This is a genomic window from Brevibacillus sp. MS2.2 (assembly GCF_013284345.1).
Classification (GTDB): Bacteria; Bacillota; Bacilli; order Brevibacillales; family Brevibacillaceae; genus Brevibacillus; species Brevibacillus brevis_C.
This window is the reverse complement of the sequence record NZ_JABSUZ010000047.1, coordinates 1-15,517: the sequence shown is the minus strand read 5'-3', so window position 1 is coordinate 15,517 and position 15,517 is coordinate 1. Positions and strand designations below refer to the sequence as shown.

At 48.2% G+C, this 15,517-nt stretch carries 17 protein-coding genes; 4 read left to right on the top strand and 13 right to left on the bottom strand.

The window, feature by feature from the left end; translation table 11 throughout:
- Positions 1–3 precede the first annotated feature (3 nt).
- Positions 4–969, bottom strand: coding sequence for a proline dehydrogenase family protein (locus tag HP568_RS26885; RefSeq protein WP_048034748.1), 966 nt, complete (start codon positions 967–969; stop codon positions 4–6).
- Positions 970–1,096: 127 nt separating this feature from the next.
- On the opposite strand from HP568_RS26885, the gene pdxR (HP568_RS26880) reads away from it, so the two are divergent.
- Positions 1,097–2,530 carry a MocR-like pyridoxine biosynthesis transcription factor PdxR gene (pdxR, locus tag HP568_RS26880; protein WP_173630703.1) on the top strand — a complete coding sequence of 478 codons (1,434 nt, stop codon included), beginning with the start codon at positions 1,097–1,099 and terminating at the stop codon, positions 2,528–2,530.
- Positions 2,514–2,870, top strand: coding sequence for a hypothetical protein (locus HP568_RS26875; RefSeq protein ID WP_173630702.1), 357 nt, complete (start codon positions 2,514–2,516; stop codon positions 2,868–2,870). Before pdxR (HP568_RS26880) ends, HP568_RS26875 begins: the two co-directional genes overlap by 17 nt.
- A 181-nt stretch (positions 2,871–3,051) precedes the next feature.
- Here HP568_RS26875 and HP568_RS26870 read toward each other — a convergent pair whose 3' ends face one another.
- From HP568_RS26870 to pdxR (HP568_RS26835), 8 genes are all read right to left on the bottom strand, one after another.
- Positions 3,052–3,606 carry a glycerol-3-phosphate responsive antiterminator gene (locus tag HP568_RS26870; protein ID WP_048034750.1) on the bottom strand — a complete coding sequence of 185 codons (555 nt, stop codon included), beginning with the start codon at positions 3,604–3,606 and terminating at the stop codon, positions 3,052–3,054.
- Between the two features lie 13 nt (positions 3,607–3,619).
- The gene (locus HP568_RS26865; RefSeq protein WP_173630701.1) at positions 3,620–5,290 is read right to left on the bottom strand and encodes a glycerol-3-phosphate dehydrogenase/oxidase; all 1,671 of its coding nucleotides are present in this window, start codon (positions 5,288–5,290) and stop codon (positions 3,620–3,622) included.
- 147 nt (positions 5,291–5,437) lie between these two features.
- A complete protein-coding gene (glpK, locus tag HP568_RS26860) occupies positions 5,438–6,937 on the bottom strand; it encodes a glycerol kinase GlpK (RefSeq protein WP_048034752.1) in 1,500 nt (499 codons plus the stop codon).
- A 54-nt stretch (positions 6,938–6,991) separates the two neighbouring features.
- A complete protein-coding gene (locus HP568_RS26855) occupies positions 6,992–7,822 on the bottom strand; it encodes an MIP/aquaporin family protein (RefSeq protein ID WP_173630700.1) in 831 nt (276 codons plus the stop codon).
- 217 nt (positions 7,823–8,039) lie between these two features.
- The gene (locus HP568_RS26850) at positions 8,040–8,462 is read right to left on the bottom strand and encodes a YvaD family protein (RefSeq protein WP_173630699.1); all 423 of its coding nucleotides are present in this window, start codon (positions 8,460–8,462) and stop codon (positions 8,040–8,042) included.
- On the bottom strand, positions 8,459–8,821 hold the full coding sequence (locus tag HP568_RS26845; RefSeq protein ID WP_048034755.1) for a DMT family transporter: 363 nt from the start codon (positions 8,819–8,821) through the stop codon (positions 8,459–8,461). Before HP568_RS26845 ends, HP568_RS26850 begins: the two co-directional genes overlap by 4 nt.
- Positions 8,822–8,835: 14 nt before the next feature.
- Complete coding sequence (locus HP568_RS26840; RefSeq protein ID WP_173630698.1) at positions 8,836–9,405, bottom strand: TetR/AcrR family transcriptional regulator; 570 nt, start codon at positions 9,403–9,405, stop codon at positions 8,836–8,838.
- A 90-nt stretch (positions 9,406–9,495) separates the two neighbouring features.
- The gene (gene pdxR / locus HP568_RS26835; protein WP_173630697.1) at positions 9,496–10,917 is read right to left on the bottom strand and encodes a MocR-like pyridoxine biosynthesis transcription factor PdxR; all 1,422 of its coding nucleotides are present in this window, start codon (positions 10,915–10,917) and stop codon (positions 9,496–9,498) included.
- A gap of 115 nt (positions 10,918–11,032) precedes the next feature.
- Here pdxR (HP568_RS26835) and HP568_RS26830 point away from each other — a divergent pair, with 115 nt between their 5' ends.
- Both HP568_RS26830 and HP568_RS26825 read left to right on the top strand, forming a co-directional pair.
- The gene (locus HP568_RS26830; protein WP_048034758.1) at positions 11,033–11,608 is read left to right on the top strand and encodes a GNAT family N-acetyltransferase; all 576 of its coding nucleotides are present in this window, start codon (positions 11,033–11,035) and stop codon (positions 11,606–11,608) included.
- Positions 11,609–11,787: 179 nt separating this feature from the next.
- Positions 11,788–13,065: an erythromycin esterase family protein gene (locus HP568_RS26825; protein ID WP_173630696.1), complete on the top strand. Its 1,278-nt coding sequence runs from the start codon at positions 11,788–11,790 to the stop codon at positions 13,063–13,065.
- Positions 13,066–13,141: 76 nt separating this feature from the next.
- Here the strand turns inward: HP568_RS26825 and HP568_RS26820 are convergent, their stop codons facing one another.
- From HP568_RS26820 to HP568_RS26805, 4 genes are all read right to left on the bottom strand, one after another.
- Positions 13,142–13,564 carry an SRPBCC family protein gene (locus tag HP568_RS26820; protein ID WP_048034760.1) on the bottom strand — a complete coding sequence of 141 codons (423 nt, stop codon included), beginning with the start codon at positions 13,562–13,564 and terminating at the stop codon, positions 13,142–13,144.
- The gene (locus HP568_RS26815; protein ID WP_048034761.1) at positions 13,561–13,890 is read right to left on the bottom strand and encodes an ArsR/SmtB family transcription factor; all 330 of its coding nucleotides are present in this window, start codon (positions 13,888–13,890) and stop codon (positions 13,561–13,563) included. Before HP568_RS26815 ends, HP568_RS26820 begins: the two co-directional genes overlap by 4 nt.
- 66 nt (positions 13,891–13,956) lie before the next feature.
- The gene (locus HP568_RS26810; protein WP_048034762.1) at positions 13,957–14,379 is read right to left on the bottom strand and encodes a DoxX family protein; all 423 of its coding nucleotides are present in this window, start codon (positions 14,377–14,379) and stop codon (positions 13,957–13,959) included.
- 251 nt (positions 14,380–14,630) lie between these two features.
- Positions 14,631–15,299 (bottom strand): MBL fold metallo-hydrolase, encoded by a 669-nt coding sequence (locus tag HP568_RS26805; RefSeq protein WP_173630695.1) that lies wholly within the window; start codon positions 15,297–15,299, stop codon positions 14,631–14,633.
- Positions 15,300–15,517: the final 218 nt, after the last annotated feature.

Here is a 15,517-nt window from a genome sequence, read left to right as displayed (position 1 = left end):
CTTCTATGACATGCCATACCCTACATCCTGAAGTCTCGCCGTATCAAACATATCGGCTATCGCCTGATGCACATGAGGCGGATACTCCGCCAGTCGATGACACAAGTACAAGTACCACTCTGTCCCATATGTGAGGTACAAGCGCACTGGAACCCCTTTTTCTCGCAAAACATGAGCCAGCTCAGGGCGAACCCCGTATAACAGCTCGACCTCTACATTCGGTCGATGCAAATAGTCTCGACCGTCTAGCTCGTCTACAATCGCTTGGTCGTGCGTGGCGAGTGAGCATTCACGCCCAGCTCGTACACACATATCAGCCAGCTCCAGGTATCGTTCGTTCAACTCCACTGAACGCCCCAATGCGATTTCCTGAGGTTCCTTGAATGCGCCTTTAACCAAACGTATTTTCCCAGGGAGTCCGAGCACCCGTTTCACATCATCCAGCGAGCGGTGCAAATGTGCTTGAATCGTAATGCCCACATTTTCGTGTCGCTGTGCCAAGCGCTCATACATGCTAATGATCGCCTCTGTTTTCGCCGATTCCTCCATGCTGATCATCAAATAGTGGCCGCTATGTCTCGCCCGCTCTGCCAACTCTTCTACGTGGGCAAACGCCAGCTCTTTATCCAGTAACAAGCCGAGATGGGACAGATCAAAGGAGATTCCAACTGGTGTATGTAGTTGGGAGCAATCCGCAGTTAGCGCAAGAAACTCCCGCTGCGCTTCATGTACAATCTGCGAATCCAGCGTATTTTCACCAATGTGTTCAATTGATAGACGGTAGCCCAATTTTTCCAGGCGTTGGGCTATTTTTATTGCATCCGCACGCGTTTCGCCTGTCACATAACGTTTCGCAGCAGTCAAAAGCAACGGATATAGCAAGGGCGATGTTTTGACGGCTTCCTTGATTCGTTCATCACGGGCGATTGTACGCAAAATGTCTGCGGTTCTTCTCTCTTCTGGCGTCATCCTTCTCTCTCCTTTGGCAGTGGCATATCTCTTCTCTTCTATCACCCTACCATGGTACGCTTGTATGGATTAGGTCCAGTTTCCCACAATTTCGAGAGGACCAGTTGCGTAAGGAGGCTCACACAGCTTGCTCTGGATAACCATTGACCGAGAGAAACCGATTCCGTTAATCAGACAAATTTATTCTGAATTGCGCACAAAGATTTTGAGCGGAGAACTTGCAGCCGGCTTCAAGCTTCCATCTACCCGAAAAGTAGCAAGCGAACTGCACCTCTCTCGCAATGTGGTACTAGAGGCATACGAGCAGCTACTAGCCGAGGGCTACATCGAGAGCAAACGTGGCTCCGGGTATTTCATTGCCTCGGGCATTTATTTGGAACAGCACGCCCGGATGACAGAGGCTGGGGCTGGGTTGCCGAAAGTGGACCAGCATTTCAACGAAGACGAGAGCAAGCTAATCGATTTTCGTTCTGGTGTTCCTGCTCTGGAGCGTTTTCCTCGCAACCTCTGGGGCAAAACTGTCCAGCGTGTCTGTCAAGAAGCACCGCTATCAGTCTTTGGCTATAATCGTCCCGAGGGACGTACGGAGCTGCGCACGATTTTATGTCGCTATTTGTATCGAACACGTGGCGTGCAATGTGACCCCGAGCAAATCATTATGACATCCGGGGCTACTCAGGCGCTCACCCTGATTGCCAATGTGCTTCTGCGTCCTGATAGTCACGTAGTCATCGAGGACCCGATCACGCACGATATCCAAAGTATTTTCACCAGGACAGGCGCTCGTTTACTGCCTGTTCCGACAGATACCTACGGGATGGATATGGAACAGCTACCGTCATTGTCTGCCCATCGCCCCCGCTTCGTATTTGTCACGCCTTCCCATCAGTTCCCGCTAGGCGGCACCATGCCCATCCAGCGAAGACTTCAACTCATTCGTTATGCACGGGAAGCTGACTGCTACATTGTCGAGGATGATTACGACAGCGAGTTTCGTTACGAAACTGCTCCTATCAGCTCCATTCAGGGACTTGCCTCGGAGCGTGTTATCTACATCGGTTCCTTTAGCAAAATCCTTTCTCCCGGACTGCGTCAGGGATACCTCGTCCTGCCAAAAGCATTGGTAGCCTCCTACCAGCAGGCAAAATGGCTATCCGATTTGCACGCCCCTTCGATTGATCAGCTTGCCCTCGGGGTTTTTATCGAGGAGGGGCATCTAGAGAAATACGTGAATCGCGTAAAAAAGCTGTACAAAAAACGCCGTCAATGCTTGATTGATGCTCTTCAACTGGCTTTTGGTGATGGCATTCGCATTTGGGGGGAGGCCGCTGGACTGCACATCGTAGCTGCTTTTCCCATGGTTCACTTCACACCTGACGTCCTGGCTGCGCTGGAGCAAGCCGGAGTGCGTGTCTACCCGGTCGAGGAGCACGCCATTGTCAAAGGCAATCATACAGATAAAATCATTCTCGGATACGGCAATATCAATGAGGCACAGATCGAAGAAGGGGTCGAGAGGATTAGGGCTGTTTTAACGAGAATGCTTGCAGATTCTCCATGATTTCCACCCTCTTTCCTTCTCAATTCCCCAAAAGAAGAGCCAAATCTCTCGAATCCATCTCAAGTTTTGGCTCTCGTTCTCCTATTTATCTGTTAGCGAAAGCGTCCGCAGCAGCCAGGGGGGCACCAACGACAGTGATCCGGGCATCTCCGTCTGTGGTCAAACTCCCAACTCCGGTAAGGTCTCTGCCATTCTCCTCCACGATCCCATCCTGGTGGCCGTTCCCGATCTCTTTGCCAAGGGTAATAAGAAGAATGTCCTTCCCGCGAAGAGTACGAGGATTGCCATTGAGAGCTTTGATAATTCACGCAACCGCCTTCTTTCCTCTTATTTTTGCTGACTATATGTGTATATGCACGGTGACGTTCATCCGCATAGACTACTGACCGTTATACAAAGAAAAGGGTATCTACCTACCTCCTCTATCATCGTCATCTACCTATTTTCTTATAGGACAAACACCAAAAAACCGGTATTCCTACGAACAGGAATGACCGGCTTTTGACTACCCTGATATGCTCTTAAGATTTCGTCCACAGCTCTCTGCGAGAAGTGGTTACAGATGTCGCACCAGCAAGAATAGCGCGATCGACATCTTCCATTGTGCGAATAAATCCTCCAGCGATAACCGGAATCTTGGTTCGTACAGTGATTTCTTCGATCAGATGGGGAATGATTCCTGGCAAAACCTCGACGTAATCCGGCTTGGTTCTCTCCAGCTGAGTAAGGCTGCTATCTAATGCCATCGTATCAATGAGAAAAAGTCGTTGGATAGAAATGAGTCCTTTTTTCTTGGCGGCAAGAACGGCACTGTTCCGTGTGGTGATGATTCCTTCAGGCTGTGCTTCTTGCGCAAGAAACTCCATCGCATATTCATCAGACTTCAAGCCGTCTATGAGATCAGCATGGATCAGCAGTTTTTTCCCGAACGCTCTGGCCCGTTTTCCCAGCGGCTTTACTTGTGCTACATGAGCATTCAGCAAAATAATGCGCTCGTAGCAGCTTTCCATGAGTTCATCAAATTCTTTTAATGTCCGGGCTGCTGGAAGTATGACTTGATTGATCTGGTTTGCCAATCACGAATCACCCCTATTGAAATGTTTTCGCAAGATGATATTCCTCTTCAAACGCTTTTATTTCATGTTCTTTCCTCTCATCCGACCATTGCAGCTCATGAGCGAGCTCTTCTCCCACCAATCGATACACAGGCTCCAGTGTATCCCTCTCGAAGAATAGTCTGCCACTGCGACGAATCAGAAAATCGCTCATGGTCATGACCATTTCTTCCTTTACAGCGTAGCGCAGTTCTGCTTTCAGCAGTGCTTCGATCGGAGACACATTTTGAGCATTTTGTGTCAAAAGCTCCTGGCACATCGTTACGATTTGCTCACTGTTGCTGCCATATTTCCCGACCAGGACGCGGATTTGTTCCTCGGTGATTCCCCATTGGCGAAGTCGCTCTGCCTGTGCTTTCACAAATACAGGAATCTTGGCTGCGGAGTCAAATTTTCCGCCAGCGAGGACGATTTTGTCTGTCCGACAAGCTTCAAATGCTCTGCCTTCTTCTTCGGTCAACTGCTTGACCACCACATCCACAATGCGCTCGGCCATTTTGCGGAAGCCCGTCAATTTTCCACCTGCGATCGTAATCAACCCGCTTTTGGAGTAAAAAATCTCGTCCTTGCGTGACAATTCGGATGGGGATTTGCCATCTTCATGGATTAGTGGTCTGAGTCCTGCCCAACTGGAGCTGACATCCTGTTCCGTCAGCTTCACAGAAGGGAACATCTCGTTCGCGGCATTCAGTACATACTGCATGTCTTCTCTCGTCACCGTTGGCCGCTCCAGCACACCTTTGTAATTCGTGTCAGTGGTACCAATATACGTACTGTTATTGCGCGGAATGGCAAACAGCATGCGCCCATCGGATACATCGAAATAAACGGCCTGCTTCAACGGCAGTCTGTTATATGGTACGACCAGATGGACACCTTTTGTCAGGTGGAGGCGCTTGCCGTACAGGGAGTGGTCTTTTTCTCGAAGCTGATCTACCCAAGGACCTGCTGCGTTGACGATTTTTTTGGCATGGAGGGAGTACTCCGTACCTGTAAGCAAATCCTTCGCGCGAATCCCGATGACTTTGCCGTTTTCATAAATAAAGCCAATGGCTTCCGTATAGTTCACGCAGAGCGCTCCGTGCGAGCTTGCTGTTTTCATGACCTCAACTGTAAGCCTAGCATCATCTGTCCGATATTCGAAATAGAGTCCGCCACCCTTGAGAATATCGCGGCGCAACAGTGGTTCTGCCTCCACGGTTTTCTGTTTGTTCAGCATGATGCGTCGTTCTTTTCTCTCGACTCCAGCGAGCACATCGTATACATACAACCCAATAGAGGTTGCCAGCTTGCCATAGGTACCATTTTTCACGATAGGCAAAATCATTTTTTCCGGGATGACGATATGTGGCGCATTGCGATACAAAATAGCTCGCTCTCGGCCTACTTCCCGCACCAGTTGCACATCGCCCTGCTTCAAATAGCGCAATCCTCCATGAACGAGCTTGGTAGAGCGACTGCTTGTGCCCGCAGCGAAGTCCTGTTTTTCCACCAGCCCAACGCTCAGACCTCTCGCGGCTGCGTCGAGGGCAATCCCCGCTCCCGTCACCCCACCGCCAATCACCAAAAGATCGAGTTGTTTGCTTGCCATTTTATCCAGACAAGCCTGGCGTTGACTTGATGATAGTGCATGTTGATCGTTCATCGTTCTTCTCATCCTCTCTAAAAGAAAAAGACAGCCAATATCCAAAAGAAGCAATGCAATGTCATTGCTCTTCTGATACTGGCTGTCTCCGTAGTCTCCACAGCATGATTAACTTATCTTTAACTTTAGACCTCTTTTACACAAAAATCAATGCCTAATCTTGTAACCCATCGTTGCCGTAACAGCTTGCTTCCAACCTGCGTACAGCCCCTGGCGCACTTCCTCCGCCATATCTGGTGAGAAGGAGCGCTCCACCACTTTATTATTCACAATATCTTCCTTGCTACCCCAATACCCGACGGCAAGCCCTGCCAGGTAAGCTGCTCCCAGCGCGGTCGTTTCATTGACACGCGGACGCTCAACCTCTGTATTCAGGATGTCGGACTGGAACTGCATCAAAAAGTTATTCGCCACGGCTCCACCGTCTACTGCCAGCTTTTGTAGCCGGATGCCGGAATCAGCCTCCATCGCTTCAAGCACATCCCGTGTCTGATAAGCCAGAGACTCCAACGCTGCCCGAATCAAATGATCTTCCGTCGTTCCACGGGTCAAGCCAAAGATCGCGCCTCTTGCTTCCATATCCCAATACGGTGCTCCCAGTCCGACAAAGGCTGGAACCATATAAACACCATCTGTCGTGTCAACAGCGAGTGCGTGCTTCTCCGAATCCGATGATTTTTCGATCAGCTTGAGTCCGTCACGCAGCCATTGAATCGCCGCACCAGCCACAAAAATACTGCCTTCCAGGGCGTACTCTACCTTGCCATCCACCCCCCAGGCAATGGTTGTCAACAACCCGTTTTTGGATGCAACTGCCTTTTCTCCTGTATTCATCAGCATGAAGCAACCTGTTCCGTAAGTGTTTTTGGCCTGCCCTTCCGCAAAGCACGCCTGCCCAAACAAAGCAGCCTGCTGGTCTCCGGCAATCCCGGCAATCGGAATCTGGAATTCGAAGAGCTTCTCGTCAGTGTAGCCATACAATTCGCTGGAAGGACGGACAACTGGCAGCATGGCTTTCGGAATTTGCAGCATGTTCAACAGCTCGTCGTCCCACTCCAGGGAATGAATATTGAACATCAACGTGCGCGAAGCGTTGGAATAGTCGGTCACATGCACAAGGCCATTAGTCAGCTTCCAAATCAGCCACGTATCAATGGTTCCAAACAAGAGGTCGCCTTTCTCGGCTCTCTCCCGTGCTCCCTCCACATGATCGAGCAGCCATTTTACCTTTGTCCCGGAAAAGTAGGCGTCAATCAACAATCCTGTCTTTTCACGAACGGTTTGCTCATAGCCTTGCTCTTTCAACTGGTTGCAAATATCGATGGACTGTCTGCTTTGCCATACAATCGCATTGTGAATCGGCTTGCCCGTGTGCTTATCCCATACCACCGTGGTTTCCCGCTGGTTGGTAATCCCGATCCCTGCGATTTCTTCCGGTTTCACATGATTTTCCAGTAAAACCGCTTTCAAAACCTCTAGCTGCGATTCCCAGATTTCCTCGGCATTATGCTCCACCCAACCCGGCTTCGGATAGATTTGTGTGAATTCCTTCTGGGCAACACCGATAATGGCACCGGATTTATCGAATAAGATAGCGCGAGAGCTCGTCGTTCCCTGATCGAGGGAAAGCATGTATTTATTTTCCATGATAACTGTTCCTCCTTCACTCATATGGAATCGCCTTCATTCTTACCTTTATGTCTAGGAACGCGCACTTTCGGATGCGATTCGCTCCTTGCTGTCGATTGATTTTTTGGTTGTCATTCCGACCACGATGGCAATCACCATGAAAGCCGCTAATGCTATTACACCTGTCAGCGAATGATCTGTAAACGTCCATTTGTAAAAAAACGCTCCACTTACTGCTCCAATGATAGGTCCAACAACAGGAATCCATGCATAGTGCCAGTTGGACTTTCCTTTGCCGTGGATGGGCAAGAGAGCATGAGCGAGACGAGGTCCCAGGTCACGGGCTGGATTGATCGCATAACCAGTAGTACCACCAAGAGACAAACCGATTGCGACAATCAGAAAGCCGACGATAAACGGATTCAGTCCTTCTGCAAATTTATTCGCTCCGATCGCCAGTAGACCGAGCACCAAGAAAAACGTACCTAAAATTTCGCTAAACAGATTCGCGACTGTATTAGGAATCGCTGGACCTGTTGCAAATACGCCTAATTTGGCTCCTGCATCATTCGTCTCACGCCAATGCGGGTAATAAAAGATCCAGACGAACGTCGCTCCCATAAACGCCCCAATCAGTTGAGCCGCTACGTAACCCGGCACATGCTCCCACGGAAATTGACCGATGCTTGCCAGTGCAATCGTAAGTGCCGGATTCAAATGCGCTCCACTAATGCTTCCTACTGCATACGCTCCGCACGCAACTGCCAGCCCCCAGCCCAGCGTAATCACAATCCAGCCGCCGTTTTGGGAATACGCCTTTTTCAAGTTCTGTCCGGCGCAAACACCTGCCCCCAAAATGATCAAGATCATCGTCCCGATCAATTCCCCTACATAAATAGACATGCCCCCATCCTCCCCCTTTTTGGAAAAAACGTAAACCCATTACGGTAAAGCGCTTACAATACGCTAACTCCTTTGTGGTTTGTTTGGAGAGAAAATAAAAAAGCTAATACTCGCTAAACAAGAGCCAATGCCCTCATTTTGCAAATATTAGCTGATCTCCCAATCTCCACAGCACTATTAACTTAAGACCTACTATATAGCCACTGCTCAAAATTTGTCAAGAATCCCTTTCCTTCACTTTTGCCAGTTCTCGCATCAAGCCCGGCAAAAAGAATAACGGATATATCAGCAGGTACAGGTTCGGAATCCACCAGGACCAATCGAAATCTGTTTTGAACGCCCAAAAAGCGATTGCCTGCAAACCCGAGCAGGATGTCAAAACAAGCGACAGCATGGCAAGCGGCTTCCAGATGTTGCGCCCTCTGCGATAGGCGTACAGACTGGCAAAGCCCGTGATGGAAATAAAAATATCCAAAGGAAAAAAGGACAGGTTCCATGCGAGCAAGTTGGGGTCGTAGTAATCCTGATACAGGTATTCCACAGGGAGGAGCTCCAAAAAGGTAATGAGCCAGTATACGATAAAAGCCACATCGGTGACCCAGAAGAACACTAGCATTGCCCTTACATTTTTCTCACTCATTTCGCCTCAGCTACTCCTGTATCTTTCGAAGATTGTGCGTGAGAGGAGTCTCCCAGATTCAGCAGCACACAACCCACGATGATCAGTCCGACAGCAATTACTTTTTTGACAGTGAAGGCATCCTTGAAGATCACCACACCAATGACCGCGATGATCGCTGTGCCAAGACCCGACCAGATGGCATAAGCAGTCCCGACCTCCATTTCCTTGAGCGCCAAGCTCAGCGACGAGAAGCACAAAATATAAAAGATAAACATCATCACACTGGGGACAGGCTTGCTCAGCCCGTCAGACAGCTTCATCGATGTTGTTCCAGCCACCTCTAGTAAAATGGCCATTAATAGATAGACCCAACTCATTTTGTTCCTCCTACTTACTTGTTTGAAGACGATGAATCTACGATGCCGCCTAGTAAAATATCGATGACCGCATCCAGTGCATCGCCAATCGTCACATGATGCTGGTTGGCCAACTGCTGATCAATCAACTGGTTGAGCGTCCCGGTATACATCTGAATCAGGATCGGAAGCTGGATTCGACGAAACACGCCCTCCTCTACCCCTTGCTCCAGAATGATCCGAACATGCTCCCACTCCTGTTGGTTGAACTCGTCGATCAGCTTCCATTGCTCGGGATAGAAGCGCTTCAGCTCGTACCATACGCGCAGGTCCGTTCGTGAGAAATTGTTCGGGACCAGTGCGAGCAGCTGCCGCATCTTCTCAACCAAATCGAGGTCAGGATCATGTAAAATCTGATCTTCCGCTTTACGCAAATCCTCGATGTTTTCTTCAATGACTTTGGTGATCAAGGCTTCTTTCGATGGAAAGCTCGCATACAACGTCTTCGTGCTAACGCCTGCGCGCCGAGCTAAATCGGACATGGTAAAACGGACGCCCTTGGTCTCAATCTCATGATAAGCGCATTGTAGGATTCGTTCCTGCATGTTCTTGCCCCCTCTCGAAAACAAGGAAAATATTTTGTTTTTCATATTTTCCAAAAGGTACTCTTAGCATAACGGCGTACCCATGCATTGTCAACTGTCGCCAAACCACGCTTGGCTCAGTGCCTCGATACCGGGATCGATATTTTCCAATGGAATGCCCGCGAAGCCGAGGAAAAACTCTTTTGGCAAGGGATTAGGTGGCACCAGCCATGTAAACGATGCGGACGAGGCTCTCACGCCTGCTTGAATCGCCAGCTTTTTCAACTCCTCTTCACTTCGCACGCTGTTTACCCGCAGCAGAACGTGAAAACCAGCATCGGTTCCGATGACTGTCGCTCTTTCGCCAAAATGCTTGTGCACAGCCAGCAGCAGCGCATCATGCTTTTTACGGTACAGCTTGCGCATTTTGCGGACATGCTTTTCGAAATATCCTTTTTCCATAAAGGCTTCCATCGTCCGCTGATGCAGTCGGGATGAAGATGGTTCCAGCAATGTCTCACGTAGCAGGCTGTAGTAGGTATCCAGCAGAGATTCTGGCAAGACCATGTACCAAATGCCTAGAGCAGGCGCCAATACCTGCGCAAAGCTCCCCATATAGATAACATTCGCATGCGGTAGCAAGCCCTGCATGGACGGAATCGGTCTGCCATGGTAACGAAACTCTCCGTCGTAATCGTCTTCGATGATGTATCCTCCCACATTTTTGGCCCATTCGAGCAATTGCAGCCGCTTGGATATGGGCATGATCATCCCACGCGGGTATTGATGAGCAGAAGAAACGGCAGCCAGCCCAACCCCTGACTCATATAGCTCACTAACGCTAATTCCGTCCTCTGTCAGTGAGATCGGCACCACGTCGTATCCGTGCTGGCGAAACGTATTGGCAAACAGTAAATATCCCGGATTCTCTACGCCGATGCGTTGGAACTGCGGCTTTACCATCAAACAGATCAGGGACAACAAGCCAAACTGGTCCGCCCCAATCACCACTTGATTTGGCGAACAAGCGACACCCCGGTACCTGTGCAAGTACTCAGCGATTTGCTTCCTGAGTCCAGCCTCCCCTTGCGGATCCCCATAAAAAAGATTCTCCTGCTGCTCTATGTGAAGCGTCTCATTGTACAAACGACGCCAAATCATGGTTGGAAATAACGAAAAATCATTGCGTGAGAGATGAAAGTCATAGACATACTCCCGCTCGTCACGCACCATGGGCCGCTGGATCGTTTGGGTGCTCGTACCAGCACCCGGTTTCATTTCAGGATCGGGTAATTTCTCTACGTAATACCCACTGCGCGGTTTGCTTTGGATAAAACCTTCCGCCAGCAGTTGCTGATATGCCATCTCCACGGGTGTTGTACTTACGCCCAGCAAGTCAGCCAGCTTGCGAACGGACGGCAGCTTGCTACTCACCGCCAAGCGTCCTGCGACGATTTCCTTTTTCAGATAAGCATAAAGCTGTACGTATTGTGGCTCGTTGTCGTTTTCCTGCCAGTTTGGGGTCAAGAGCATCTCGATTTCCCCCTCCATCTGTCCTTTTCATTTTTACAAAACTGCACATTTTCAAGTATACACTTGCCCGTTATCCTAAGAGAAAGAGTTTTGTACGAACAGGAGGACGACGACTATGTCTACCACACAGGAGAATACAAGTGCAGCGGTTCGCTTTTTGGAAGGGGAACGCGTCTTTTTGCGACCGATCGGCACAGAAGATACTGAATTACTTTACCGTTCCTTGTTCAACAAGGAAACACGCAAGCTGACTGGTACACAAAAGCATTTCACGCGTGAGCAAATTCACCAGTACATCGAGAACAAAGGCCAGGACTCTTCCAGTGTCCTCTTATTGATCTGCCTGTGTGAAAATGATCAAGTGATTGGCGACGTCCAGATCGGGGATATCGATCGGAATAATCGCAACGCCTTTATCCGAATTTCGATTGACCAAAATGCCCATCAAGGCAGAGGCTACGGAAGCGAAGCCCTCCTGCTGATGCTCGATTATGGTTTTGGTATCCTCAATCTGCATCGCATCGAACTAAATGTATTTTCCTTTAACGAACGCGCCATCCACACGTATGAAAAGCTCGGCTTCCAGCGTGAAGGCGTACAGCGACAAGCGCTTTATTACAACCACGCCTATCACGACTCTATTCTCATGTCCATGCTGGCAGATGAGTATCGGGCGAAATATTTAAAATAGCAAGTGGAAAACGCACCGGGGATACGGATAATCCAACCCAGGTGCGTTTTTACATTTCGGCTAGGACTCCACAGAAAAGGATTCACTGTAGGTAAATATGACCAGGAAGGAGTATAATTATTTAAATGGTAAGAAAATCCACCCGTTTCCCAGTAATCCTTCAAGAAAGAGAGATTGATATGAAAAGAAAACTCCTGATCACCCTAAGCTTGTTCATCGTGCTGCGTGTATTGACGGGTTTCCAATCTGCATCAGCCAACACCTTACAACAGTCATTGCAATCTACCCTTGTCCCTGTTTCAAAAATGGAGCTTCCTGCAAAAACCATCATCGGGTTTGGAGAAGCTACGCATGGCAACAAGCAATTCACTACGCTGAAGCTAGATATTTTTAAGCATTTGGTAGAAAAACAAGGTTATCGCGTATTTGCCATTGAAGGTGATTTTGGCGGTGGGCAAAAGATCAATGAATACATTTTAGGCGGCAACGGAACTGCACAGGATGCCGCAAAAGCCATCGGATTTACGATTTACCAAACAGAAGAAATGGCTGCCCTTCTCTCTTGGATGCGCGCCTTTAATGAGCAGCGGGATGCCAAGGACCAAATTCATTTTTATGGCTTTGACATGCAACGCTATGACCATAACAAAAACGGGCTATTCTCCTATTTGAAAAAAGTTGATCCGACACTCGCATCCAAGTATGAGAAGCTGCTTACGAATCTGAATGACAAGACGGTGTATGATCAAAAGATTCCCCTCGTACAGGAAGCCCTCACCCACATAAAAAGCTTGATGGAGCAAATGAAACAAAACCAATCCGTTTACATCGCGAAAAGCTCTGAGAAAGAATATGAGCTGGCTACTGCCTTCGCTGAATCCATCAAGCAAAACGCTACACTCCGCGGAACAAACACGAACTATGGCAACACCCGTGATCGCTATATGGCGGACAAAGCAATGTGGATTTTATCCTTTGAAAAGAAGCATTACGGTCGCAACAACATGTTCATCGCCGGACATAATGGACATATCGAAAAGACCTCTACTACCACAGGAATGACAACCTGCATGGGGGCACATCTCGCAAAAGTATTGGGGGACCACTATTACGCAATCGGAAGTGAATTCTACGAAAGCACCTTCCTTGCAAAGGACGCCACTACCAATGAGCGCAAAGCGTTTACGGTAAAAAATAGTGGCAATAATCGGCTGGCTGTTCTGTTTGCACAGACAGGCATGGCGGATGGATTCCTTGATTTTGCCAAGACAAAGCATCATGCAGATTTTTACACCTATTTGAATAAAGCGCAGTCAATCAGTGCAATCGGTGATGTTTTTAGTGGATGGTACGGAAAAATGGAGAAGATGTATACGTTGCAGATGATTCCAGCAAAAGCTTTTGATGCGATCATCTTCGTGCGAGCGGCTACTCCTTCAGTTATGATAACGGATTAACGGGTAGGGACATTTTGCCTGTTTATAAAATTACGGCAGCCGATTAAACAGGCTGCCGTTTTTTGAGGGTATGCGATTATTGCTCCAATACCTTTTCAAGCTCGCCGCACCAATTGCTCCAGCCATACTTGGCTCCGCCCAGTGCTTGAGCATTTGAGATTCCGGTTTGTTCGAGATGAAGGTTAATCTTTCCGTTCCCTAAATCCTGCAACGTCCAGGTGACTGTGTGCTTCTCTCCTCCACTGCACCACGTATAGGACAGCCGGTGTGGTTCTTCTACGATAAGCACTTCGCCGTCAACAATTCCATCCCAATATTCGGTCGGCTGAGTACGAAACTGAAAGTGGTGTCCGATAACGGGCTTAAAATCATTTTCCATCGCCTGTCCGGTGTGGACGTTGACCATCCATTTGGTAAGCTTGTTTGCATCGGTTAAAGCGGACCAGAGCTTCTCCATCGTTGTTTTGTACTGAAAATCCAGGGATAATGTTAAACTCATTCTTCTTCCTCCTCTAAAAATTGGTTTAAGCGCAGCATATTCGTACTCCAGAACTTCGTGTAGAAAGCCAACCAATCTTGAATTTCTCTAAGTGGAGCGGCGTTTAGCCTAAATCGCGTTTCTCTGCCGACTTTTCGGTCAAGTACCAGTCCGGCCTCTTTCAGGATTGTCAAATGTTTGGATACCGCTGTGCGCCCCATTTGAAACTGTGCCGTTAATTCATGAAGCGGTATCTCCTCTGCCTCTGCTAACAAGCGGATCAGTCGACGCCTGGTTGGGTCCGCAATCGCATCAAACACATCCCGTAACGGGTTGTTCTCGCTCACAACACTCCCTCCAAAATCTAATTTTCTGTAGTATGGTGAGGACAGCCGTTAATTTCTGCAACCTCCCTAAAGTTTGCGGCTTATCGGACGTAGCGCCCACGAGGCGATATTTAGCGCAGCATATGAAAGCGGAAGGATCATGTAAAACCCGTACTCTCCATAATCGTTCGCAAGCGCATGAGATAAAGCCGCACCAGTCATTAAAAAGAAGATACCAGCGTGAACCCATTCTTTAAGCCGGGGAAACCCTGGGATAACGAGAGCAATAGCTCCAAGCACTTTCCATATCCCGAGAATGGTCAAGATGTATAGCGGGTAACCAAGATTCGTCACTAACTCGATGTTTCCCCCAAATTGCATCAGCTGCCCAATACCACTTAACATAACAGCTACTGCGAGTAGTAATGTGACTGACCAATATGCAATCATTTTTCCTCGGGGATTGGTTTCTGCTTTCGCGGTCGTTTCCGCACCGTTAATTTTGCCCATTTGTTTCCCCCTCCATAATGGTTTCAAGTGAAACTTCAAGTTCCAAACTTTCCAAATGACTAATTCCTAATTGGACACCAAATAGTGTCACTTTGATAATACGACACCTTTTGGTGTCCTGTCAACAACGTCCTTTACTTTAGCACGACTGGTGAAATCAGTATATTTGTCCCCTAACTACATGCTAAAAAGCCCCGGCCCTTTCATGCCGAAGCTTGATAATTGTCACTCCAATCTGAATAACTGCCTTGTTAACGTAACCCTTGACTAAGTTCTACGATCTTCTCCTTCACATTTCCATTGCTAAATCCCCCGTGGTAACAAACCACAGATGCAATGTCGAGGTCTATATACTTTTTCAACGAGAGTCTAGCTGCATTCATATCTGGTGTGGTCGGGACATGAATGCCTTCGAGAAACCCGTTTACACTGTACATCGAATCTCCGGCAATGAGGATCTTGCTTTGCTTTACATACAGGCTGATATGACCGGGAGTATGCCCAGGAGTATGGATGACGCGAATCCCACCGCAAAACGGCAGTTCCTGACCGTCACTCACGGTATGGTCCACTCTGCCTTTCGGAGGATTCTCAAGGTCCCCGTTTTTTAAAAGTGGTAATTCCCCCTGAATATACGGCTTATCCAGTTCGTGTGCATATACGTGAACCTGATCCCCATACTCCTGCAAAATCTCTGGAAGACTACCGATATGATCCACATCCTGATGAGTCAAAATCACAGCTTTCAGTTTGTTGAACGGTACCCCTGCCTTTTCCATGGCCACGCGTAAATCTTCCATTTGTCCTGGGAATCCGGTGTCTATTAAAACAGCCATATCTTGATCCCACAACAAAATGGGATGAATGATATTCCCTTGAAAATCCAGATGAAGCATTTCGACTCCCTTTGAAATTTCCATCAATCAGCCCTCCGTAAAATCAAATTTTTACGTAAGGTTATATTATTATGTGGGCTTCGTTGTTGTCAACATTCATAAAAAAAGCCATTCCTTAAAGGAATGGCTTTTTCATCATTATTCATTCAAAACTGGATCTGCATGATCAGTTGCTAAGTGTGTGGATAAGTCCTCGACCGATTAGTATTCGTCAGCTCCACGCGTTACCACGCTTCCACACC